Genomic DNA, 22,865 nt, shown 5'->3' with positions numbered 1-22,865 from the left:
AGTACCGGTACAGTTGAGCGGATCGTATTCAGTACAGTTGCGGGAGCAGCACATGGATGCCAACAGCAGGGACGGCGACGCCGGCAGCGAGACCGCCACCGTCGCCCGTCAGAAGGATAGCGGAGGCGACGCCCAAAGCACATCGGGGCATGCCTCCGGCCGCGCGCTGCGGCTGGTGGTGCCGCCCACCGAGCGCTTCCCGGATCCGATCCCCTCGGCGCAGATGACGCTGGTCGAGCAGCTGACCGAATGGGCCCGCATGCGCATCGACGAGCGCGTGTTCCGCGCCGGCATGCGCATGCCGTCGATCCGGCAGCTGGCGCAGGAGAAGGGCATCTCGCGCTTTACCGTGGTCGAGGCCTATGAGCGGCTGGTGGCGCTGGGCTACCTGGAATCGCGCCGCGGCTCCGGCTTCTACGTGCGCGAGCGCGCCCCGGCCGCGCCCGCGGCGCCGGTGTCGGGCGGCGTGGCGGTGGCGCGCAATATCGACGTGACCTGGCTGCTGCGCAGCATGTTCCATACCGCCGAGGTGCACAAGGCGCCCGGGCTGGGCTTCCTGCCCAATGACTGGCTCGACGGCGAACTGATTGCCAGCGCGCTGCGCGGGCTGGGCCGCCAGCCCGGCAACCATTTCCTGGCCAGCGGCACGCCGCAGGGTTTTCTGCCGCTGCGCCAGCAGCTGCGCACCCGGCTGGAAGAACTGGAGATCGGTGCCAGCGCCGAGCAGATCGTGCTGACCTCGGGCATCACCCAGGCCCTGGACCTGATCGCGCGGCTCTACCTGCAGCCCGGCGACACGGTGCTGGTGGGCGACCCGGCCTGGTTCGTGATGTTCGGCCGCTTTGCCGCGCAGGGCGCCCAGGTGATCGGCGTGCCGTACACCGCCGAGGGGCCGGACCTGGAGGCGCTGGAGCGCATCGTGCAGGCACGGCGGCCCAAGCTGTTCGTGATCAACTCGGTGCTGCACAACCCCACCGGCACCTCGCTGTCGGCGGCCAAGGCCTTCCAGCTGCTGCGCCTGGCCGAGCAGTACGACTTCCTGATCGTCGAGGACGATATCTACTGCGACCTGTGCCCGCCCGGCCACGCCGCCACCCGGCTGGCCAGCCTGGACCAGCTGCGTCGGGTGATCTACCTGGGCAGCTTTTCCAAGACCCTGGCGGCCAACCTGCGCGTGGGCTTTATCGCCGCGCACCCGGAGATGGCGTCGGCGCTGACGGACAGCAAGCTGCTGGCGGGGCTGGCCACGCCGGAGATCAACGAGCGCGTGCTGTACAAGGTGCTGACCGAGGGCCACTACCGCAAGCATGTGGAGCGCGTGCGCACCCGGCTGGACCGCGCCCGCGACGAAACCCGGCGCGAGCTGGAGCGGCTGGGCCTGCGCCTCTTTCCCGGTCAGCACGCCGGCATGTACCTGTGGGCCGATACCGGCCGCGATACCAACGCGATCGCCACCGCGGGGCATGAAGAGGGCTACCTGTTCGCCCCGGGCAGCCTGTTCTCGCCGTCGCAGATGCCGTCGGGCTGGATGCGCTTCAACGTTGCCAGCAGCGGCCACCCGGACATGCTGGCCTTCCTGGCGCGCCAGCTCGAGCGCCTTTAAGTCACATCCCGGCAGCACCCGGGCCTTGAAAAACGGCCCGGGCGGCCCTATGTCTGGCGGCACCGGCCACATGACCGTGGCCACACCCACTTTCCAGATTCGCCTGTTTCCAAGAGGAGAACCATGACCGCACCGCACGAGACGATGAGCTTCCAGGCGGAAGTGAAGCAACTGCTGCACCTGATGATCCACTCGCTGTACAGCAACAAGGAAATCTTCCTGCGCGAGCTGGTCTCGAATGCTTCGGACGCCACCGACAAGCTGCGCTTCGAGGCGATTGCGAACCCGTCCCTGCTGGAAAACGACGCCGACCTGGCCATCCGCATCGAGGCCGATCCGCAGGCGCGCACGCTGACGATCACCGACAACGGCATCGGCATGAGCCGCGACGAGGCCATCCGCAACCTCGGCACCATCGCCCGCTCGGGCACCAAGGAGTTTTTCCAGCAGCTGTCCGGTGACCAGCAGAAGGACGCCGCGCTGATCGGACAGTTTGGCGTGGGCTTCTACTCGGCCTTTATCGTTGCCGACAAGGTGACGGTGGAAACGCGCCGCGCCGGCCTGGGCGCCGAAGACGCGGTGCGCTGGGAAAGCACTGGCGACGGTGAGTTCACCATCGATGCCATCGCCCGCGCAGAGCGCGGCACCACCATCACGCTGCACCTGCGCGAGGGCGAGGACGATTTCCTCTCGGCATGGCGCCTGAAGGGCATCATCCAGAAGTACTCGGACCATATCTCGCTGCCGATCCGCATGCCCAAGGAGGTGTGGGATGCCGAGACCAGCGCCTACAAGCGCACGGACGAGTGGGAAAGCGTCAACCAGGCCAGCGCGCTGTGGACCCGCAACAAGTCGGACATCACCGACGAGCAGTACACCGCCTTCTACCAGCATATCGCGCACCACGACAGCGAAACGCCGCTGGCCTGGACCCACAACCGCGTGGAAGGCCGCAGCGAATACACCCAGCTGCTCTATATCCCGGCGCGCGCCCCGTTCGACCTGTGGGACCGCAACCACAAGGCCGGCCTGAAGCTGTACGTCAAGCGCGTCTTCATCATGGACGATGCCGACCAGCTGCTGCCGGGCTACCTGCGCTGGGTCAAGGGCGTGGTCGATTCCGCCGACCTGCCGCTGAACGTATCGCGCGAACTGCTGCAGGAAAGCCGCGACGTCAAGGCCATCCGCGAGGGCTGCACCAAGCGCGTGCTGTCGATGCTGGAAACGCTGGCCGACAGTGAAGAAGAAGCCGAGCGCGCCAAGTACACCACCTTCTGGCAGCAATTCGGCCAGGCGCTCAAGGAAGGCATCGGCGAAGACCAGGCCAACCTGGAGCGCGTGGCGAAGCTGCTGCGCTTTGCCTCCACGCACAACGACACCGCCGAGCAGAACGTGGCGCTGGCCGCCTACGTCGGCCGCATGAAGGAAGGCCAGGACAAGATCTACTACGTCACGGCCGATACCTGGTCCGCCGCGAAGAACAGCCCGCACCTGGAAGTGTTCCGCAAGAAGGGGATCGAAGTGGTGCTGCTGACCGACCGCGTCGACGAATGGATGCTGTCGTTCCTGCGCGAGTTCGACGGCAAGGAACTGGTGTCGGTCGCGCGCGGCGACCTGGACCTGGGCAAGCTCGCCGACGAAGCCGAGAAGGCCGAGCAGGAAAGGGCCGAGGCCGACTGGAAGGACGTGGTCGAACGCGCCAAGGCCGTGCTCGACGGCAAGGCCAAGGACGTGCGAGTGACGCTGCGCCTGACCGCGTCGGCCTCGTGCCTGGTCTCTGACGAAGGCGACATGAGCGGCTACCTGCAGCGCCTGCTGAAGCAGGCCGGCCAGAAGGCGCCGGACGCCCAGCCGATCCTGGAACTGAACCCGGAACACGCGCTGGTGCAGAAACTGCGCGATCTCCCCGAGGGCGATGCCTTCAGCGACCGCGTGCAGGTGCTGTTCGACCAGGCGCTGCTGGCCGAAGGCGGCATGCTGGACGATCCGGCTGCGTATGTGCAGCGCGTCAACAAGCTGCTGGCCTGACCCCCGGGCTGCCCTCGCCGCGCACGCGGCGGGGGATTCCCATCTCAATGTGTTGTAACGGAGCGCGTGACCGATGACGCTGAAGCGGTGCTTCCCGCCTGTCGTTGACGCCGGCACGCGCATCCTTATTCTCGGCAGCCTGCCGGGCGAGGCGTCACTGGCGCAAAGCCAGTATTACGCGCATCGGCAGAATCAGTTCTGGCGTCTGACCGGTGAGGTTCTGGGTGAAGACCTGGTCCACATGGACTATGCCGCGCGGCTGCAAACGCTTCTGGCGCATCACGTCGGTCTGTGGGACGTGGTGGCGCAAGCGAAGCGTGAGGGCAGCCTGGACAGCAATATCCGGGATCACGCCGGCAACGACCTGGCAAGCCTGATCGAATCACTCCCCGGGCTGGCTGTCATCGCCTTCAATGGCGGCACTGCTGCGCGTATCGGTTTGAAGGCCCTTGGGCAGCATGACGACCATCACCGGATCATCAAGCTTCCTTCCAGTAGTCCCGCCCATACCTTGCCCTACCCGGAAAAGCTGCGTGCCTGGCAGGCATTGCAAGCGTGGCTGCCTGTCGAGCCGCGTCTGGCATAGCTCGTTCACGCACCCACGTTACCTGGGCATCTCTTCATACATGCCGGTGACGTCATCCATCACCTGAAGAATGCGCTCGCTGGTCGTGGCGATGTTTCTCAACTGTTCCGCGCGACTGACCCCGGTCTGATTGAGTGCCTCTTCAAAGAACAGCCACTGAGAGCCGGCCAGCAGCAGTTCGCGACGGATTGCCTCGGTGTTTTGCGGCGCCGAGGTGAGAAGCTCCTGCGCGGCTGCGAATTCCCTGGTAGCCGTGTCCAGATCCTGCGCCATCTGGGGGGAGGTAATGCCCCAGGCGCGGAACATGCTGATCTTGGCGATCTTCTGCGAGAGCATCCGCTGGCGGCCGGCAACGTTGATCAGCTTACCCGTCGCGGTGCCGGTATGTTTCTCGAGCAGGAGGGTTCCCTGTTGCGCAAGCTTCAGCACGTCCTCGCTCATTTTAGCGATGGTTTTCGCGCTATCGGGATTCGGATTGCCGCCGGACAGCAACTGTTTATAGGGAATCCATGTCTGCTCGAGCCTGGCGTAGGTGTCCTTGATCTCCGGCGTGGGCGCGAACGCCTTCAGCTCCATGAGCTGCTTGTCGAAGAGCGCCGCGGACTGCTCGAGAATCTTCTTCGAACGTTCGACTTCAACGCCAAGGCCAACCTGGCAGTAAGCCTTGGCCATGCGCTGAGACAGCATGCGCTGGCGGCCCGCTTTGTTGATCGCCGCGTTGATCGTCAGCGTTTCGGCGGCAGCGGTCCCGGCCAGGGCCAGCGCCAGGACGCTGCAGACAATCAGGCAGAAGGAACAGAGGTAACGTTTCAAGGGCGTCTCCGCATCAAACTCTGGTTGATCCTTTGGGCGCATCGTTCGAGCCGACGACGTGGCGGATCAGCTGATCCATTTCCTTGATGATGTTCGCAAGCACCTGCGTGATCACCGAGAACTCCCTGCCGTACTCTCCCGCCCGCGCCGCCGAGATGCGCGCATTCATTGCGACGATGTTCGCCTGCATCGAAATACCGCTGAGGCGATCGGCGAGGTCGGTCTGGCGTTTGCGCACAGCGACTTCGCAACGGTGCATTTCCTCCTGGTAGGCCTGCGTGACGGTCTGCAGCAGTTCAAGTATTGGCGTGGCCTGCGTCACAAGCACATCGAGGGATGACGCTTGCCGGCTGGTGTCGGCCTGGGGTGCGTCTATCGCTGTTCTGACCCGGGCGATGAATTCACGGATACGCGCGTCAGCGCGCGCACTGCCAAAGTACAGTTGCTGCAAGGCGCCGGAGAATGTGCCGGGGAAACGCTCATTGCCCGTCACGAGATCCGAATGCGCCGACTCGAACATTGACAGGCACTTGCGTGCGATATCGAGCGCCGCAGCGTCCCCCCGCGAAGCGAGCAACAACTGGAGGACGATCCGTTGCGACAGCATGCGCTGCCTTCCGGAAAGGTTGATCAATGCGCCGATGGTTTCGGCGGACACTTCGGTCTCGGGTGACTGAGTAGAGAGAGCGTTCATGCCATGCCTTGCAAGTAGTGTCGACGCAGACGCAAACCGCGCTGACCGGCAAAGCAAAAGCGCCCCGAAGCGAGATGCCTGCGAACCGGTTGTCCGGTTCGTGGTCCATTCGCTTCGGGGCGTCGTTGCCCGGGATGCTCCTTTTCGGAGCATGTCATCGCGACTTGCCAGCTTGTTTCAAGGCCGCCGTTGGCCCGTGTGTCCTCTACGCAATATCTATGCCATAGATCACGCTGGTTGCTCCCGGAGCAATTGGCTATGGCGCCCATCAGGCGCTGCCGGAAAAAGGCTTGCGTCCGCGCGATGGCATCCTCGGCGGCAGCGGGATCCTGACCGACGATGTGCCCGGCGAAGGCACGGGGCGGACGGCTCGTGTCAAAGCCATGTACGGCGCCGTGGTAGACGATAATCTCGACCGTATGGCCGTGCTTCATCACGATATCGCGCCAGCGTTCGCAGCGCGCGGCGGGCGTCCAGTCGTCGGCGTCGCCGATCAGGGTCAGTATGTCGGTGAGCAGGACGGAGCGGGGCATCTCCGCTGCTGACCGATAACCCGCCGGCACCGCTGGACCTGCTGGGCGACGACGCCTGGCGCTTCGAGCGTTTTGCCAGCTACCTCGACGCACTGGAGGCCGTGGGGCCGGCGCTCAACGCGGCCTGCCTGGTCGGCCATTCGACATTGCGCGTGCGCCATATGGGCAGGCTCGACCGGGCGGCCACTGGGCGCGAAGCCGACCGCATGGCGCAGGACCTGGCCGAGGCACTGGAGGCGGGTGCCATCGGCATGTCGACGGGCCTCTACTATCCACCGGCTCGCGCCGCCACGGCCGACGAAGTGATCGCCGTGAGCGCGCCACTGGCTCGACGCGCGTTCGGCCGGCCTGCTGCTGAGCGCCTTCTATGTGAGCTACGCGCTCATGCAGCTTGCCGCTGGCTGGCTGGGCGATCGCTTCGGTGCGCGCGGTCATCCTGGTGTTCTCGGTGGCGTGCTGGTCGGTCTTCACCGGGGCCACGGGCATGGCCACCACCTTTGCCATGCTGTTCGTGGTCCGCGTGCTGTTCGGCATCGCCTCGGCGGTGCCCTATGTGGTGGCCTTTGCCTGCCTGCTCGTGGTGGGCTGCCTGCTCGTGGTGGGCTGGCTGCTCGACAAGGTCGGCCAGGGGCGCGAACGCGTGTTCATGGCCGTCGGCGCCACCGCCATGGCCGTCTTCATCGCGCTGACGGCCTATGCCGAATCGCTGCCGGCGATGCTCACGCTGTGGACGCTTGCGCTGATGGGCTACACGGTGGTGTATGGCACGGTCTTTGCCATCCCGCTCAAGCATATTCCGGATGAATCGGTGGGCTCGGCCGCCGGCATCATCAACTTTGGCGGCCAGCTCGCAGCGGCGATTTCGCCGGCGCTGATCGGCGTGCTGATGGACGTGGTGCCCGGCTCCTACGTGCTGCCCTACGCGGCACTGCTGGTATCCGCCCTGGGCGCGCTGGCGGTGGCGCTCACGTGGCGCCCGGGCAGCCATGCTGGCGAATCCGGCGAGGCCGCCGGCGTGGCAGCCTGAGCCGCATTGCGATCGTGGATGACATCGTCCGCCGCTATGGCGCGGGCAGCACGGTGGGTTTGCTGGCTACCTCCGGCACGGTTGGGCATGGTGCATCCCGATCGCGTCGGCTCGCTGCTGTTCGATGAGATTCCCGACATGATCGGGCGCAGCACCCCCACACAGTTTGCCGCGCAGGTGCGGGCGTTGCTCGGGCCTCCGGACGCATCGGCGCTGCTGCCGGCCATTACCTGCCCGACGCTGCTGCTGTGCGGCCGCCAGGATCACTGGAACCCCCTGGACAGCCACGTGGACATGCGCGGGCGGATCCCGGCGGCGCGGCTTGAAGTGATAGAGGATGCGGGGTACATGATCACCATGGAAGCGCCGCAAGCGGTGGCCGACGCTATTGCCGCATGGCTGACGAAGGATTCCGCAGCGATCCGGCGCGACCCTGGTCGGCCCTGACGCGGCCCGCGGCCAGCCAACGGTTTCGCAAATCGCCGGTATTGAATCCACCCGTGCGCATGTGACGCATGCCGGATTGCCGTGGGCCATGGCGCACCTATACTGGAGTCGAGTGACGAATCATTCGAAACCGGAGGTATCGGTCGCTCTTTGTGCGCCTTGCGGGCTCGCACTTTCGGACGCATGGCGATGACGCATCGGAAGTGAGCGCCTTAGCCGGCAACTATGCAGGCAAGGAGGCAATCATGTTCAAGCATCTCCTGCTGGCGGTCGATGGCTCCGACCTGTCTGAAGCGGCGTTCCGCAAGGCCCTGATGCTGGCGCGGGACATGGGGGCGCGTACCACCGCGGTGCGGGTTTGTCCGAACTACCATGTCCTGACCTACCAGGTCGAGATGCTGGAGGACACGCGCGAAACCTACGTGAAGCAAGCTAGGGAAGACGCAACCCGCTACCTGCGCGGACTGGCCGACGAGGCCGGCGCCGCGGGCGTGCCCTGTGAAACGGCATACGTCGTCAATGACCATCCCTACGAGGCCATCATCAAGACGGCCGAGGAAAAGGGCTGCGACCTGATCGTGATGGCCTCACACGGGCGGCGCGGGGTCCAGGGCATGCTGATCGGCAGCGAAACCCTGAAGGTGCTGACCCACAGCAAGATTCCGGTGCTGGTCTACCGGTAGGCGGGCGCCTAGCGCCGCCGGCGCAGCGCGCCCGCCTGCACGCGTTGTCGCATCCGCGCCGCCAGGCGCGGCAGTGAGCCTGTGCGCCAGCGGCTGCGCAGGTCGTCGGTCAGCGGCACCGCGATCAGCGCCAGCAGCAGCGCGGCCAGCGGCAGCGTGGCGCTGAAACCCAGGCGCTTGAATCCCAGCGCGCCGGTGACGCCGCCGGCAAAGAACAGCGTGACCAGCACCACCAGCAGGCGCAGCTTGCGCCGGTTGGCGAGCACGCGCGGCGGAGGGCGCGCTTGTGTGCGTGATGGCGTGCGCGCCGGCGCGGCTGCATTCCAGTAGCACAGCTTACCCAGCTCGATGCCGATATCGGTGACCATGCCAGTGAGGTGGGTGGTGCGGATCTCGGCGTTCGAGAGCTTGGTGATCATGGCATTCTGCAGCCCCATGATGAAGCACAGCAGCATCACCGTGGCTGGCACGAACAGCCACTGGTGCTGCCCAAGGTTGCCGCCGATCAGGCCAAAGCACAGCAGCAGCCCCGCCTCCAGCGCCAGCGGTAGTGCATATTCACTGTGCAGCCGCTCGCGCCGCCCCCAGTTGACCAGCACCGCCGAGCACGCGGCGCCGCCGAGAAACGACAGCAGCGCCCCGACTCCGTCCAGCACCAGCGCGAAGCTGCCCAGTGCCAGGTTGTCGGCCATGGCTGAGACCACGCCGGACATATGCGAGGTGTATTGCTGCACGGCCAGGAAGCCGCCGGCATTGATGGCGCCTGCGGCAAAGCACAGGTAGCCGGCCAGGTGCCGGTTGGCGTGGGGGCTGCGCCGCTTCCCGGTCAGTTTGCGCAGGTACAGGATCGGCATGGCGATGGGCGGCGTCTGGCGGATTGGGAAGGGAGGCGAAGGACCTGCGTTGCCGCTACCGGCTGTTCCGGGGCCGGGCAAGGGCGTGCCAGGCGTCGGGGTCGGCGGCAACCTGCTCGCCACGCTTCATGCGGCGGGCAGTCGGTGTCAGCTTCAGCGCATGCATGGCTTCCAGCACCCGTGCGCGTGCCAGCAGCGTCTGCAGCGACGGCAGCCGGGGCGGGCCTTTCCAGGCAAACAACGTGTAGTTGCAGCTGTCCTCGGCGCGCGCGACCGACATCGAGGCCCCGAACACGGCGCGCACCGCGCCCAGGTAGTGCGGCATGCCGTGGTCGCTTGCAAGCAAGTTGGCGACCAGCACGCCGTCGTCGGCCAGCCGCGCGTGGCAGGCCGCGTAGAAGCCGGCAGAGCCAAGCTGCAGCGGCATGCCATCAGCCAGGAAGCCGTCGACGAGGATGACCTCGGGGCGCGCTTCACGGCCCTTGACGTACTCGGCGCCATCGGCGCAGACCACCTGCAGGCGGGCATCGTCGGGCGGAATGCGGAAGCGCTCGCGCAGTGCGATCACCGCGGGGTCGATCTCGACAGCGACCACCCGCGTGGCAGGCAGGTGCCGGTAGCAATACTTGACCAGCGAGCCTCCGCCGAGCCCGATCACTGAAATCCGTGCCGGCGACGGATGCAGCAGCAGGAATCCCATCATGGTGCGCGTGTAGCCCAGCACCAGCCGGTCGGGATCGCGCCGCGACATGAAGCTCTGCGTAGCCAGCACGTCGAAGTGCAGCGACAGGGCAGTCTCGGTCTCCAGCACCACGGGCGTGCCGTCGCGTGGGGCCTCGGCCAGGAACCGCATATACGACTCAAAAGACGTGCGGCCGCTATCCGCGGCGATGCCGGTACCGGCGCCCGGCTTGCGTTCGTTCATGGCTGGCCGTTCCCTGGTCCGAGCAGTCGTGCGATGGCCCTGACCGCGGCGACTTCGTCCGGGCCGTCGGCCTGGATGCGCAGCACCGTGCCAGGCGGCGTGCGCAGGCGCATGACGGCCATCACGTCGTGCGCATCGGCCGAGCCGGAGTCCGTGACCAGCACGATGCGGCTGGCAAAGCGGCTGGCCACCAGGCTCACGCGCGCCGAGCCACGTCCCTGGAAACCCTTGCCGGCGGCGATGTTGAGGGTGGCCTCGATCACGGCAGCCTTGCGCAATGCAGGGCCCGGAGGGCGGGACCGGTCGGCTGGCTGGGGCGGGCAAGATGGCGGGTGGCGCTCCCGGGTATCGCGGACATCGGGGACATCTGTTGCAGTCACATATGATGTTAATCCTATTATCATATCCCAGCGCCCGCGCCGGTGGCTGCATCCGGGCAGGAAATGCCATGCCCGATGCCGCGGGTGTGGAGAAGCCGCCCTTTGCGGGCTGTGCCAGGCTGCCGGTCCATCCCGGAAACTGGATTTGTGGCGTGCGCTTCTGGCATCCTGACGGTCTGTCCTGATGTCCGGCCTGCCCGGAACACTGCCATGCCCCTTTCCGACTGGACCCATGAGGCCATCCGCAAGATCGATGCGGATTTCAACCGGTCCGCCGACACCCACCTGATCCCGCTGGACCTGCCGGGCTACCCTGACATCCGCGTCTATTTCAAGGACGAGTCCAGCCATCCGACCGGCAGCCTCAAGCACCGGCTGGCGCGGTCGCTGTTCCTGTACGCGCTGTGCAACGGCTGGCTGCATGAGGGCAGCACGGTGGTGGAGGCGTCCAGCGGCTCGACGGCGATCTCCGAGGCTTACTTTGCGCGGCTGCTCGGGCTGCCGTTCGTGGCGGTGATCCCGGCAGGCACTTCGCGCGCCAAGATCGAGGCGATCGAGTTCTACGGCGGGCACTGCCACCTGGTGGACAGCCCGTCCGAGATCTACGCGGCCTCGCGCCGCATCGCGCAGGAGACGGGTGGGCATTTCATGGACCAGTTCACCTACGCCGAGCGCGCCACCGACTGGCGTGCCAACAACAATATCGCCGAGTCGATCTTCAAGCAGATGGCGCAGGAAGAGCATGCGGTGCCGGCCTGGCTGGTATCGAGCGGCGGCACCGGCGGCACCATCGCCACGCTGGGGCGCTATGTGGCCTATCGCCGCCACCAGACCCGCGTGCTGTGCGCGGACCCGGAGAACTCGGTGTTCTTCGACTACTTCCGCAGCTGCCTGGAGGGCAAGCCGCAGCCGGACCTGTCCCTGGCGGAGGGCTCGCGCATTGAAGGCATCGGCCGGCCGCGCGTGGAGCATTCATTCATCCCGACCTGCATCGACGCCATGCTGAAGGTGCCGGACGGGCTCTCGTTCGCGGCCATGCGCTACCTCGCCGGGCGCTTCGGGCGCCGCGTGGGCGGGTCCACCGGCACCAATTTCGTCGGCGTGCTGTACCTGGCCCAGCAGATGCACGCGGCGGGTGAGGGCGGCGCCATCGTCAGCCTGCTGTGCGACAGCGGCGAACGCTACGGCAACACCTATTACGACGATGCCTGGTACTCCGCGCAGGGCATTGCCATCGAGGCGGCCGATGCGCTGGTGGCGCGCGCGGTCAATGGCGAGGCCGTGCTGACGCCGCAGGCGGTGGCGGGGCTGCAGTCGGCCGGCGCCGGCATTCCGGCGGGCGGCTGAAACCCGTCGCCGTGCCTTTCTGTCACAATGCCGGCGGCCGGCGCGCCGGCCATTGATCTAAAGGTGAATACCCTATGCGTATCTTCGGCATCAGCATCCATATCATCGTCGCACTGTTCTTTGCGGTGCACGCGGTGCGCACGCACCAGAACATGTACTGGCTGCTGATCCTGTTCCTGTTCCCGGGGCTGGGCAGCGTGGTGTATTTCTTCGCGATCTACCTGCCCGGGTTGCGCCAGTCGCGCGGCGCGCGTGCGGCCACGCGTGCCATCACGCAACTGGTCGATCCGAACCGCGCGGTGCGCGAGGCCCGCTCAGACTTTGACCGCGCCCCGACGGTGGCGCACCGCATGCGCCTGGGCGCCGCACTGCTGGCAGCCGGGGAGCCGTCGGAAGCCCTGCAGCACTACCAGGCAGCGGCCAACGGACCGTTTGCGACCGATCCGGCGCTGCTGCAGGGACTGGCACAGGCGCAGTTCGCCACCAACGATGCCGCCGGCGCGCTGGCAACGCTGGAGAAGCTGTTCGCCGCCAATCCGCAGTCGCGCCAGCAGCCCGATCCGGCCCTGCTGTTTGCGCGCGCGCTGGCGGCCACCGGTGCATCCGGCACGCGGGCCGCGTTCGAGCAGGCGCTGACCAGCGCCAGCGATGCCGCGCCGCGCTGCCTCTTTGCCGACTGGCTGGCGGCGCAGCCCGACGCCGCCGACCGCGAACGCGCGCAGCAGCTCTATGCCGATATCGTCCACGACGCCCGCCACTGGCCGCGCCACGCCCGCGATCACAACCGCGAATGGCTGCAGCGCGCGCAGTCGGCGCTGGGCAAGGAATCCGCGTTTCTCCCCATCCATGCTGGAACGGGTGCTGAACGCCTTTCTCGACAACATGACCCTACTGAAACGCAAATCGATTGAAGCCGTGGCCTCGCGCCGTCCGGCACGTGGCACCCGCACCCGTGGCGCGGCGCCGGCACGCGAAGAAAAGCGCATGACGCCGCGCTTCGCACCGGTGACCTTCTCGGAAATGGAAGGGGTGCGCTACCTGCACTTTGGCACCGAGTGGGTGCAGGGCGCGATGCGCCTGCGCAAGCCCGATGCGATAGAGCTGGAATACGCGCAGCAGATGATGGCCTGGCTGCTGTTCCTGTCGCCATCCGTTGAAGAATTCCACGTGGTGCAGCTTGGCCTGGGGGCCGCGGCGCTGACCAAGTTCTGCCACCGCCAGTTCAGCCGCGCGCGCGTGACCGCGGTGGAGCTGAACCCCGCGGTGATCATCGCCGGGCGCAGCATGTTCGGCCTGCGCGAGGACGATGCGCGCCTGACCGTGCGCGAGCAGGATGCCTGGGACTACGTCATGGACGGCACCCACGCCGGCGCTATCGACGTGCTGCAGGTGGACCTGTACGACGCCACCGCACGCGGCCCGGTGCTGGACACCACCGCGTTCTACCGCGCCTGCCGTCGCACGCTGAAGGCACCCGGGGTGATGACCATCAACCTGTTCGGCGACCACGACAGCTTTCCGAAGAATATCGAACGCATCTGCGATGCCTTCGACAACCGCGTGCTGGTGTTCCCGGAAGTGCATGACGGCAACATCATCGCGATGGCCTTCAACGGACCGGATATCGATGTGTCGTGGGAAGCGCTGGAGGGGCGTGCCGAGGTGGTGGAAAAGGCCACCGGCCTGCCGGCGCGCGACTGGGTGCAGAAACTGCGCGCGGCGAATGTGCGGCAGGAAGAGCGGTTGAAGATCTGAGGAACTGCCGCTCTCCCGCTGCGCGGGAGAGCGGCTGCAGGCAGCTCCGCGCTCACTCCTTGTGGAAGAACTGCGCCAGTGACCACTCGTCGGTGCGCGCCTCGTACTTCAGTCCCTTCTTCATCGCCCACATCGCCAGCTGGCTGTGCGACGGAATGATCGCGTGGTCGGCCAGCGCAAATTTGGCCGCGATGCGGGCATTCTCTTCACGCGCCTTGTCGCTGCTGACAGTGGTCAGCGACTTCTCGATCAGCTGGTCCAGTTGCGGGTTGCTGTACTTGCCCCAGTTCCAGGTGCCATAGCCGGTCTTGGGGTTGGGCGTGCCGGTGATCGAGCGCAGTGCCACGTCGGCCGCGGCCGAACCCCAGCCCAGCATCTGGAAGGCGAACTCGCCCTGGCGTGCGCGCGTGAAGTAGGCCGCCACCGGCAACGTCTCCACCTTGGTCTGGATGCCGATGCGCGTCAGCATGCTGGCGGTGGCCTGCGCCACCGCGGCGTCGTTCAGGTAGCGGTTGTTGGTGGCGTGCAGCGTCAGGCCGAAGCCGTCGGGGTAGCCTGCGGCGGCCAGCAGCTTTTTCGCGCCTTCCGGGTCATAGGCTTCAGGCTTGGTGCCCGGATGCCCGAAGATCTGCGGCGACACGATCGACGATGCCGGCACCGCCAGTCCTTCCATGATGCGGCTGACGATGGCATCGCGGTTCAGCGACTTGCTGATTGCGGCGCGCACGCGTGCGTCCTTGAACGGGTTCTTGCCCAGCGGCTTGCCGGCCTTGTCGGTGACAAAGGGCGGGTTGTCGCGCGACTGGTCCATCTGCCAGAAGATGGTGCGCCATGACACCTGCTGCTCGATCTTGAACTTCGGGTTCTGCTTCAGCTTGGCGACGTCGGCCGACGGCACGCTCTCGATCACGTCGACATCGCCCGCCAGCAGCGCGGACGAACGCGCGCCGTTGTCGGTGATGATGCGGAAGATGGCGCGGTCCCACTCGGGCTTGGGGCCCCAGTAGTTGGGGTTGCGCTCCATCACGATTTCCTGCCCGCGCGCAAAGCGCACGAACTTGAACGGGCCGGTGCCTATCATCGCCTTGCCTGAGTCGAAGTCCGCCTGCGTCAGCGTGGCGGCGACCTTCTTCGGCATGATCGGCACGCTGTTCAGGTCATTGGCCAGGTTGGCGTAGTTGGGCACGCTCATGGTCAGGCGCACCGTCAGCGGGTCGGGAGTGTCGATGCGCGCGATCGGCTTGGTATAGCTGGTGAACGAGCCCGGGCTGTTGACCAGCTTCTCCGGGCGCTCCAGCGAGGCCTTGACGTCCTCGCTGGTAAAGGGCGAGCCGTCGTGCCACTTCACGTTGGGGCGCAGCTTGATCTCCCAGGTGATGGCGTTGACCGGCTTCCAGGACAACGCCAGGCCGGGGATGTAGCGCGCGTTCTTGTCCATGAACACCAGCGACTCGAACACATGCAGCGCGATGGCGTTGTTGGGGCCCGAGTTGTTCCAGTGCGGGTCCATCGAGGTCACGTCGGCCGCCAGGCCGATGCGCAGGTCTTCGGCGTGGGCGGCACCCGCCGGCAGCAGCGTGAAGGCGGCGCTGCCCAGCACTAGCGCGGTGGCGGCATGGAGCACGGCGCGGCGGGCAGGGCGGCGGGGCGGACGTTGCGGCGGCAGGGCGTGGGTCGGTGTCATCTGGCTGGCTCCTCGTACGGGTCCGCGCGGGCGCGGCCGGGTTCTCAGGCGGGTTTGTCCCGCATTGTGCCGCTAAAGTGGCTTGGTTGCAGCCTTTGGCGCGGGCTGCCAAGCCGATGCGGGGCGGCGCCGTTAGAATGGCGCCCATGTTTGCCAATTCCCGCACCATTGTCTCGGCCCAGGCCGATGTCCACGAACACCTGGCCGCGCGCGTCGCGCGCCACCTGGCCGAGCCGTTCCGCAAGCCCATTGGCGAAGCCAGCCGGCGCGAGCTCGGCGCGGCGCTGCAAAGCTGGCAGCAGGCCGGCGGCGCGCCGCTGATCCTGGATGCGGGCTGCGGCGTGGGCGAAAGCACGCTGCGGCTGGCGACGGCGTTCCCGGACCACTTCGTGATCGGCATCGACCAGTCCGAGAAGCGCCTGGCCGCCGGCAAGGACTGGTGGGGCGAGGCGCCGATGCCCGCCAACTTCTGCTGGGCGCGGGCCGACCTGGTCGATGCTTGGCGCCTGCTGCAGGCCGAGGCCGTGCCGGTGGCGCGCCACTACGTGCTGTACCCGAATCCGTGGCCCAAGATCGGCCATCTGGGGCGGCGCTGGCACGGGCATGCGGTGTTCCCGGCGCTGGCTGCCTGCGGCGACTACCTGGAGTGCCGCAGCAACTGGCGCGTCTATATCGATGAGTTTGCCCAGGCGCTGGCACTGGTCGGGCGCCCGGCGCAGGTGGAGGCGTGGGCGCCGGCGCAGCCGATGACGCCGTTCGAGCGCAAGTACGGCGCATCGGGCCATGGCTTGTGGCGCTGCGTCAGCGAGCGCAAGCCCGCCTGAGCGGCTCGCCAATGAGAAACGGCCCGCGCATGCGGGCCATCTTTTTGCCTGGCGCAGCCGGGCGCGTCAGTGGAACAGCGGCTGCTGCGTCGGCGCGTCCTCGGGCAGTTCGGCGTGCACGATCTCGCCGTTGCGGTCCGCGTACAGCGGCGTGCCGCAGTCCTCGCAGTATTCCGGATCGAACAGCGCGGCGTGGCGGAAGATGTCTTCCACGCCGGCGTTGCGCAGTTCCTCGCAGATCTGCTCGAGCGGGTTGCCCTTTTCGTCGGCATCGACCTCGCCGGCTTCGCGGCCGTAGACCGGCCACACAATGCCGTAGATCACATCCTTCTCGCCGCGCATGGTGAAGCCCACGCGGTATTCTTCGACCACTTCCTCGCCGAAGGCAGCCACCACCGCGGCCAGCTGGCCGGCGGAGATGTCGAGCGTGCCGCACAGGTAGTTGACCGCGGCGCGCACGGTCAGCGGGCGGATGCTCTTGTCGGACTCGCGGCAGGACAGGAAGAAGGCGTCGGGCAGCAGCAGTTCGAACTCGCAGCCCGGCAGCAGCAGCGCCACCGACGGCTGCACCTGGGTGCGCCATTGGTCGAGGCAGGTCGAGCGCTCGGCGTGGTGCTCCTTGGCGTCTTCCTGCCAGCGGAACAGCGCCTGCTCGTGCGGGGCCACCACCACGGCCAGCAGGTAGCGCGGATCGGCCAGGATCGGCGCGGTCTCGGGCAGGTCGCGCAGGTCGACCTTGGGTACCGTGCCGGCCAGGGCGGCCGCGGCCAGCTTGTGCGTCAGCGCAAAGGTGTCGCTGTGCGTGCGCGGCAGCTGGTCGATGCTGTAGAGGTAGGGCGACAGCGAGACCCTGGTGCCGGTGGCCAGCACATGTGCCTGCAGGTGCACCGCCAGCGTCTGCGCCAGCTCCGGCTTGAGCGAGCCGGAGGGAATGGCGTAGCGCGTGTGCGCCAGGATCGGGGCGGCGATCAGCAGCGCGTCATAGCGCTGGCCGTCGACCTCGATGGTGGCGGATTCGGCGAGCGTCTCGGCCTGCTCGGCCAGTACGTCGGAGGCGTCTGCATTGTGCTTGAACAGGTGTTCCAGCGCCGCGTCGAGCGCGGTCTGGCTCCCGTTCTTCAGCAGGCGGCCCAGGCGCTGCGAGAGCCGCCGTTCCCAGTACGCGTCCTCCATGCGGCTGCCCGAAGCGTCGAGGGCGAGCGCATCGGCCACCAGACGCTCGGCGTCAGGGGAGAGTCGTGGGGAAGCCTTGGGGCGAAAACCTGCCATAGAAAGAAACCGTCCGTTTATGCGTAAAACGGTATTCTACTCGTTGCGTTGACACGCAGGCCGCAATATGCGTGCAGCCTGTGCGGACGCGCCCGGGCGTGCGGCTTATTTCTGGGCCGGAGCGGCGGCAGGGGCCGCGGGCGCGTGGCTCTCGACGCTGTGCGACTCGCCGGACATGGAAACGTCGCTGCCGCCCTTGGTCAGCAGGTAGAGGGCCGCGCCGGCAACCACGACGAATGCGATAAGGATCTTAACCATGGTGTCTCCTGATTCTGGATGATGCCGGGCGGACCCGGCTTCCGGTCGTGCGACCGCTGTTCTTGTGGGACACAGTGTGGCAGCACTGGCTTGCGTGGAACTTACACGCGCCCGGCTTCGTCCGGGGTGATGCAAGGGGCGCAGGGCACCAATGAAAAACGCCGCCTGCCTGGGCCCCGCAAGGGGGGCAGGCAGGCGGCGTCAGCCTTGGCAGGCTGCGGGCGCCTCAGGTGGAGCTCAGGCGGCCAGCAGCTGGCGCAGCACGAACGGCAGGATGCCGCCGTGGTTGTAGTAGTCGACCTCGATCGGCGTATCGATGCGCAGCAGCACCGGCACGCGCTGCGCGTCGCCGTTGGCGCGGTGGATCACCAGCACCACGTCCTGCTGCGGCTTCAGGTCGCCCTCGATCCCTTCAATATCGAAGGTCTCGTTGCCGGTGATGTCCAGCGTCTGCGCACTGTCGTTGCCCTTGAACTGCAGCGGCAGCACGCCCATGCCGACCAGGTTGGAGCGGTGGATGCGCTCGAAGCTGCGTGCCACCACGGCCTTCACGCCCAGCAGCTGCGTGCCCTTGGCGGCCCAGTCGCGCGACGAGCCGGTGCCGTACTCTTCGCCGCCGAACACCACCGTGGGCGTGCCCTCGGCCACGTACTTCATGGCGGCATCGTAGATCGACATTTCGTCGCCAGTGGGCTGGTGCAGCGTGATGCCGCCTTCCACGCGTGAACCGTCGGCGCGGGGCGCAATCATCAGGTTCTTGATGCGCACGTTGGCGAAGGTGCCGCGCATCATGACTTCATGGTTGCCGCGGCGCGAACCGTAGCTGTTGAAGTCGGCCTTCAGCACGCCGTGCGACAGCAGGTACTTGCCCGCGGGCGAGGTGTCCTTGATCGATCCGGCCGGCGAGATGTGGTCGGTCGTCACCGAGTCGCCGAAGATGCCCAACGCACGCGCGCCGCGCACGCTGGCGCTGGTGGCGGCGGGCTGCATGCTGAAGTCCTGGAAGAAGGGCGGCTCGGCGATGTACGTCGACTTGGGCCAGTCGTACACCTGGCCTTTGGTGCCCTTGATGCCGGCCCACAGCTTGCTCGGCTTCTTGACCTGTTCGTAGTTGCCCTTGAAGGTCTTGGCATCCATCGCGTACTTCATCAGTGCGTGGATTTCTTCAGAGGTCGGCCAGATATCGCCCAGGTAGATGTCGCGGCCCTTCTTGCCCTTGCCCACGGGCTCGGTCATCAGGTCGCGCGTGACATTGCCGGCGATGGCGTAGGCCACCACCAGCGGCGGCGAGGCCAGGAAGTTGGCGCGGATGTTCGGGTGGATGCGGGCCTCGAAATTGCGGTTGCCCGACAGCACGGCAGCGGCCACGAGGTCGTTCTTGGTGATGGCCTCGTTCAGCTCGGGCGTCAGGTCGCCGGCGTTGCCGATGCAGGTGGTGCAGCCATAGGCGGTCACGCCGAAGCCCAGCTTTTCAAGGTAGGGCAGCAGGCCGGCGGCCGTCAGGTATTCCGTCACCACGCGGCTGCCCGGGGCCAGCGAGGTCTTGATATGCGGCGCCACCGTCAGGCCGGCTTCCACCGCCTTCTTGGCCAGCAGGCCGGCGCCCAGCAGCACGCTCGGGTTGGAGGTGTTGGTGCAGGACGTGATCGCGGCGATCAGCACGTCGCCGTTCTTCACCTCGAGGCCGTCGGTGGTGGTGTAGGCGCGGTCCAGGTCGGCCGCCTCCTTGTTGAAGCCGTTCTCGGCCACCGGCTTGCTGAACAGCGAGGCGAAGGTGCTCTTGACGTTGCCAATCTCGATGCGGTCCTGCGGACGCTTCGGGCCCGCCAGCGACGGCGCCACCGTGCCCAGGTCCAGCGTCACCACCTTGCTGTAGTCGATCTCGCCGGCCTTGGGAATGCCGAACATCTTCTGTGCGCGGAAATAGCCCTCGAACGCGGCGATTTCCTCTTCGGTGCGGCCGGTGCCCTTGAAGTAGTCGATGGTCTTCTCGTCCACCGGGAAGAAGCCCATGGTGGCGCCGTATTCCGGCGCCATGTTGCCGATGGTGGCGCGGTCGGGCAGGGCCAGGCTGGCGGTGCCTTCGCCGAAGAACTCGACGAACTTGCCGACGACCTTTTCCTTGCGCAGCATCTCGGTGATGGTCAGCACCAGGTCGGTGGCGGTGACGCCTTCGCGCAGGCGGCCCTTCAGTTCCACGCCAACCACGTCCGGCGTCAGGAAATAGACCGGCTGGCCCAGCATGCCGGCCTCGGCCTCGATACCGCCGACGCCCCAGCCCACCACGCCGATGCCGTTGATCATGGTGGTGTGCGAGTCAGTGCCGACCAGGGTGTCCGGGTAGTAGACGCCGTCTTTCTTGTGCACGCCACGGGCCAGGTATTCCAAGTTGACCTGGTGCACGATGCCGAAGCCCGGCTGCACCACGCCGAAGGTATCGAAGGCCTGCATGCCCCACTTCATGAACTGGTAGCGCTCGTTGTTGCGCTGGAATTCCAGCTGCATGTTCAGGTCCAGCGCCTTCTTTTCGCGGAAATGGTCGACCTGCACCGAGTGGTCGACCACCAGGTCCACCGGCACCAGCGGCTCGATCTTCTTGGGGTTCTTGCCCATCTTCTCGGCGACGTTGCGCATCGCGGCCAGGTCGGCCAGCAGCGGCACGCCGGTAAAGTCCTGCAAGACCACCCGGGCCACCACGAAGGGAATCTCGTCGACGCGCTCGGCGTTCGGTTTCCAGTTGGCCAGTTGCCTGACGTGCTCTTCCGTGACTTTCTTGCCGTCGCAGTTGCGCAGCACCGATTCCAGCACCACGCGGATCGACACCGGCAGGCGCCCGATTGCCACGTCCAGCTCCTCGCCCAACTGGGGCAGGGAGTAATACTGGCCCTTGCCGGAAGAGCCGATCTTGAATTCTTTTAGCGTGTTCTTGAGGTTGTGGGGCATTGCCGTACTCCGATCGAAGGATGATGCGATGGCATTTGGCTCGGACCTGAATCAAGACCCCGGTGCGCTGCCGCGGCATTTGACCGCGGTCCGAGGCCGGCAGCGCACTGCAACTGCATACTCTAACCGCCGCACGGCTTTGACGCCACCCGGCTCGGCATCCCGCAGGCCGCAACGACAACGGCCCGACAGCATGCCTGCCGGGGATTGACCGCCCGGCAAGGCAAAAAAGGGCGCTGGCGGCCGGAATTCAGCGGCCGCCAGCGCCCCGGTACGGACTTACTGCTTGGGCGCTGCGGATTGCTGGGCGCCTTCCGGCACCTGCGTCGGGCCGCCCGGGGGCGTGACCAGCAGCGGGGTGGTGGCCGGGGCGCGCAGGCCGCCGGCCTGGGTCGGGGCTGCGGCGCCGGCCTGCATGGCAGCGGTCTGGCAGTCGTCGGCCAGGCGCTGGCCCAGGTTCTTGTTAAACAGCATGGCCTTGCTCGGGATCACCACCAGGTCCAGGCCGGTGCGGGCGTCATAGTAGCGGTCGGCGCCGGTCACCGTGGACTGGCGCGGCAGCTTGTAGTCGCGGCCTTGCCAGTGCACGGTCAGGACCTCGTCGCGCAGCATGTCGCCAGCGATATACAGGTTGTTGCCCAGTTCACACTGCCATTTTTCGCCGTTCGGCGTGGCCGCGGCAGCAGCGCCTGCCGCCGCGGCGGTCCCGGCAGCTGCCTTCTTCTTGGTCGAAGCCTTCTTGGTGGTGGTCTTCTTGGCAGGTTCCTGTGCCATCACGGCGGTGGCGGTGGTCAGGCTGAATGCGCCGATGCAGGCGGCAAGGACAAGATGTTTCATTTTGTGAGTGCCTTTTGGATACTGAAATCGATTTATGTTTCATTCGCCGCCTTCAAAATGGGCGGCGCCGGGACAATTTCCGCCGCTATTCTCTACGATTTGCCCAGGGCGGCGTAGTGCTCTGGTCTTTGGTTACATTATCGAAGGGGGCTAGTTGGCCCGGCTTCACTTGCGCTTGCCAATTGGCACGAACTTCAGGTTCTCCGGGCCGGTGTAGTTGGCGCTCGGGCGGATGATCTTGTTGTCGATGCGTTGCTCGATAATGTGCGCGGCCCAGCCCGAGGTACGCGCGATCACGAACAGCGGCGTGAACATCGCCGTCGGCACGCCCATCATGTGGTAGCTCACCGCGCTGAACCAGTCCAGGTTCGGGAACATCTTCTTGATGTCCCACATCACCGTTTCCAGGCGCTCGGCGATGTCGAACATCTTCATCGAACCGGCATCCTTCGACAGCTTCTTCGCCACTTCCTTGATCACCTGGTTGCGCGGGTCGCCGGTGGTGTACACCGGGTGGCCGAAGCCGATCACGACTTCCTTGTTCTCGACGCGGCGGGTGATGTCGGCCTGGGCCTCGTCCGGGTTGTCGTAGCGCTTCTGGATCTCGAACGCGACCTCGTTGGCGCCGCCGTGCTTGGGGCCGCGCAGCGCGCCGATCGCGCCGCTGATTGACGAATACATGTCCGAACCCGTGCCGGCGATCACGCGCGCGGTGAAGGTCGAGGCGTTGAACTCGTGCTCGGCGTACAGGTTGAGCGAGGTGTTCATGGCGCGCTCCCACAGCGCCGACGGCTTCTCGCCGTGCAGCAGGTGCAGGAAGTGGCCGCCGATGGAGTCATCGTCGGTTTCGACTTCGATGCGCTTGCCGTTGTGGCTGTAGTGATACCAGTACAGCAGCATCGAGCCGAGGCTGGCCATCAGGCGGTCGGCAATGTCGCGCGCGCCCGGGGTGTTGTGGTCTTCCTTCTCCGGCAGCACGGTGCCCAGCACCGACACGCCGGTGCGCATCACGTCCATCGGGTGGGCGCTGGCGGGCACCCATTCAAGCGCGGCCTTCACATTGGCGGGCAGGCCGCGCAGGCTCTTGAGCTTGGCCTTGTAGGCGGCCAGTTCGGATCTGGTCGGCAGCTTGCCGTGCACCAGCAGGTGGGCGATTTCCTCGAACTCGCAGGTCTCGGCGATGTCGAGGATGTCGTAGCCGCGGTAGTGCAGGTCGTTGCCGGTGCGGCCGACGGTGCACAGCGCGGTATTGCCGGCGGTCACGCCCGACAGGGCGACGGATTTCTTGACCCGGGGCGCGGCCGGCTCGCTGGCCGTGACGTCGGGTGCGGCGAACTTCGAGGCGGACATCCGTGTCTCCTTGGGCGCTGCCCTG

The 22,865-nt window shown here is 66.6% G+C and carries 20 protein-coding genes and 2 pseudogenes; 10 read left to right on the top strand and 12 right to left on the bottom strand.

Features of this window, described 5'->3' with window-relative positions; all coding sequences use genetic code 11:
* Positions 1–52 precede the first annotated feature (52 nt).
* The 3 genes from RS901_RS00290 (at position 53) to RS901_RS00280 (ending at position 4,217) form a co-directional block, all read left to right on the top strand.
* Positions 53–1,603: a PLP-dependent aminotransferase family protein gene (locus RS901_RS00290; protein WP_316150818.1), complete on the top strand. Its 1,551-nt coding sequence runs from the start codon at positions 53–55 to the stop codon at positions 1,601–1,603.
* Between the two features lie 123 nt (positions 1,604–1,726).
* On the top strand, positions 1,727–3,631 hold the full coding sequence (gene htpG / locus RS901_RS00285) for a molecular chaperone HtpG (RefSeq protein ID WP_316150817.1): 1,905 nt from the start codon (positions 1,727–1,729) through the stop codon (positions 3,629–3,631).
* A 73-nt stretch (positions 3,632–3,704) separates the two neighbouring features.
* Positions 3,705–4,217 (top strand): DNA-deoxyinosine glycosylase, encoded by a 513-nt coding sequence (locus RS901_RS00280; RefSeq protein ID WP_316150816.1) that lies wholly within the window; start codon positions 3,705–3,707, stop codon positions 4,215–4,217.
* 18 nt (positions 4,218–4,235) lie between these two features.
* Here RS901_RS00280 and RS901_RS00275 read toward each other — a convergent pair whose 3' ends face one another.
* From RS901_RS00275 to RS901_RS00265, 3 genes are read right to left on the bottom strand one after another with little or no spacing between them, the layout of a single operon-like run.
* The gene (locus RS901_RS00275) at positions 4,236–5,030 is read right to left on the bottom strand and encodes a type IV pili methyl-accepting chemotaxis transducer N-terminal domain-containing protein (protein ID WP_316150815.1); all 795 of its coding nucleotides are present in this window, start codon (positions 5,028–5,030) and stop codon (positions 4,236–4,238) included.
* A gap of 13 nt (positions 5,031–5,043) precedes the next feature.
* Positions 5,044–5,724, bottom strand: a complete 681-nt coding sequence (locus tag RS901_RS00270) for a methyl-accepting chemotaxis protein (protein ID WP_316150814.1) — start codon at positions 5,722–5,724, stop codon at positions 5,044–5,046.
* Complete coding sequence (locus RS901_RS00265) at positions 5,721–6,257, bottom strand: dienelactone hydrolase family protein (RefSeq protein ID WP_316150813.1); 537 nt, start codon at positions 6,255–6,257, stop codon at positions 5,721–5,723. Before RS901_RS00265 ends, RS901_RS00270 begins: the two co-directional genes overlap by 4 nt.
* Before the next feature lie 391 nt (positions 6,258–6,648).
* Between RS901_RS00265 and RS901_RS00260 the strand changes: the two genes are divergently transcribed.
* The 3 genes from RS901_RS00260 (at position 6,649) to RS901_RS00250 (ending at position 8,414) form a co-directional block, all read left to right on the top strand.
* Complete coding sequence (locus RS901_RS00260) at positions 6,649–7,284, top strand: MFS transporter (RefSeq protein WP_316150812.1); 636 nt, start codon at positions 6,649–6,651, stop codon at positions 7,282–7,284.
* An 87-nt stretch (positions 7,285–7,371) separates the two neighbouring features.
* Positions 7,372–7,731 (top strand): alpha/beta fold hydrolase, encoded by a 360-nt coding sequence (locus tag RS901_RS00255; RefSeq protein ID WP_410054139.1) that lies wholly within the window; start codon positions 7,372–7,374, stop codon positions 7,729–7,731.
* Positions 7,732–7,976: 245 nt separating this feature from the next.
* Positions 7,977–8,414 (top strand): universal stress protein, encoded by a 438-nt coding sequence (locus RS901_RS00250; RefSeq protein ID WP_316150809.1) that lies wholly within the window; start codon positions 7,977–7,979, stop codon positions 8,412–8,414.
* Positions 8,415–8,458: 44 nt separating this feature from the next.
* Here RS901_RS00250 and RS901_RS00245 read toward each other — a convergent pair.
* The 3 genes and pseudogenes from RS901_RS00245 to RS901_RS00235 all read right to left on the bottom strand — a co-directional run.
* Positions 8,459–9,268 (bottom strand): annotated as a pseudogene (locus RS901_RS00245) (YoaK family protein); the annotation flags it as partial.
* A 55-nt stretch (positions 9,269–9,323) separates the two neighbouring features.
* Positions 9,324–10,193 (bottom strand): fused MFS/spermidine synthase, encoded by an 870-nt coding sequence (locus RS901_RS00240; RefSeq protein ID WP_316150808.1) that lies wholly within the window; start codon positions 10,191–10,193, stop codon positions 9,324–9,326.
* A complete protein-coding gene (locus RS901_RS00235; RefSeq protein WP_316150807.1) occupies positions 10,190–10,456 on the bottom strand; it encodes an HPr family phosphocarrier protein in 267 nt (88 codons plus the stop codon). Before RS901_RS00235 ends, RS901_RS00240 begins: the two co-directional genes overlap by 4 nt.
* A 327-nt stretch (positions 10,457–10,783) precedes the next feature.
* On the opposite strand from RS901_RS00235, the gene RS901_RS00230 reads away from it, so the two are divergent.
* The 3 genes and pseudogenes from RS901_RS00230 to RS901_RS00220 all read left to right on the top strand — a co-directional run bounded on the left by RS901_RS00230 (position 10,784) and on the right by RS901_RS00220 (position 13,675).
* On the top strand, positions 10,784–11,920 hold the full coding sequence (locus RS901_RS00230) for a PLP-dependent cysteine synthase family protein (protein WP_316150806.1): 1,137 nt from the start codon (positions 10,784–10,786) through the stop codon (positions 11,918–11,920).
* Between the two features lie 74 nt (positions 11,921–11,994).
* Positions 11,995–12,744 (top strand): annotated as a pseudogene (locus tag RS901_RS00225) (tetratricopeptide repeat protein); the annotation flags it as partial.
* A gap of 58 nt (positions 12,745–12,802) precedes the next feature.
* Positions 12,803–13,675, top strand: coding sequence for a spermidine synthase (locus RS901_RS00220; RefSeq protein ID WP_316150805.1), 873 nt, complete (start codon positions 12,803–12,805; stop codon positions 13,673–13,675).
* 52 nt (positions 13,676–13,727) lie between these two features.
* Here the strand turns inward: RS901_RS00220 and RS901_RS00215 are convergent, their stop codons facing one another.
* Entirely contained in the window at positions 13,728–15,359 is a 1,632-nt protein-coding gene (locus RS901_RS00215) for an ABC transporter substrate-binding protein (protein WP_316150803.1), read from the bottom strand.
* 137 nt (positions 15,360–15,496) lie between these two features.
* Here RS901_RS00215 and trmB point away from each other — a divergent pair, with 137 nt between their 5' ends.
* Positions 15,497–16,183, top strand: a complete 687-nt coding sequence (trmB, locus tag RS901_RS00210; protein ID WP_316150802.1) for a tRNA (guanine(46)-N(7))-methyltransferase TrmB — start codon at positions 15,497–15,499, stop codon at positions 16,181–16,183.
* 66 nt (positions 16,184–16,249) lie between these two features.
* On the opposite strand, the gene RS901_RS00205 is transcribed toward trmB, so the two are convergent.
* From RS901_RS00205 to prpC, 5 genes are all read right to left on the bottom strand, one after another.
* Positions 16,250–17,452, bottom strand: a complete 1,203-nt coding sequence (locus RS901_RS00205) for a DUF2863 family protein (RefSeq protein WP_316150801.1) — start codon at positions 17,450–17,452, stop codon at positions 16,250–16,252.
* Between the two features lie 105 nt (positions 17,453–17,557).
* Complete coding sequence (locus tag RS901_RS00200) at positions 17,558–17,710, bottom strand: hypothetical protein (protein WP_189374245.1); 153 nt, start codon at positions 17,708–17,710, stop codon at positions 17,558–17,560.
* A gap of 237 nt (positions 17,711–17,947) precedes the next feature.
* Positions 17,948–20,653: an aconitate hydratase AcnA gene (acnA, locus tag RS901_RS00195; RefSeq protein WP_316150800.1), complete on the bottom strand. Its 2,706-nt coding sequence runs from the start codon at positions 20,651–20,653 to the stop codon at positions 17,948–17,950.
* A gap of 279 nt (positions 20,654–20,932) precedes the next feature.
* Positions 20,933–21,490 (bottom strand): hypothetical protein, encoded by a 558-nt coding sequence (locus RS901_RS00190; RefSeq protein WP_316150799.1) that lies wholly within the window; start codon positions 21,488–21,490, stop codon positions 20,933–20,935.
* A 165-nt stretch (positions 21,491–21,655) separates the two neighbouring features.
* Positions 21,656–22,840, bottom strand: coding sequence for a bifunctional 2-methylcitrate synthase/citrate synthase (prpC, locus tag RS901_RS00185; RefSeq protein ID WP_316150798.1), 1,185 nt, complete (start codon positions 22,838–22,840; stop codon positions 21,656–21,658).
* Positions 22,841–22,865 lie beyond the last annotated feature (25 nt).

This window comes from Cupriavidus sp. BIC8F, from assembly GCF_032465815.1.
Taxonomy (GTDB): domain Bacteria; phylum Pseudomonadota; class Gammaproteobacteria; order Burkholderiales; family Burkholderiaceae; genus Cupriavidus; species Cupriavidus necator.
This window is presented reverse-complemented; position numbering and strand designations above follow the sequence as displayed.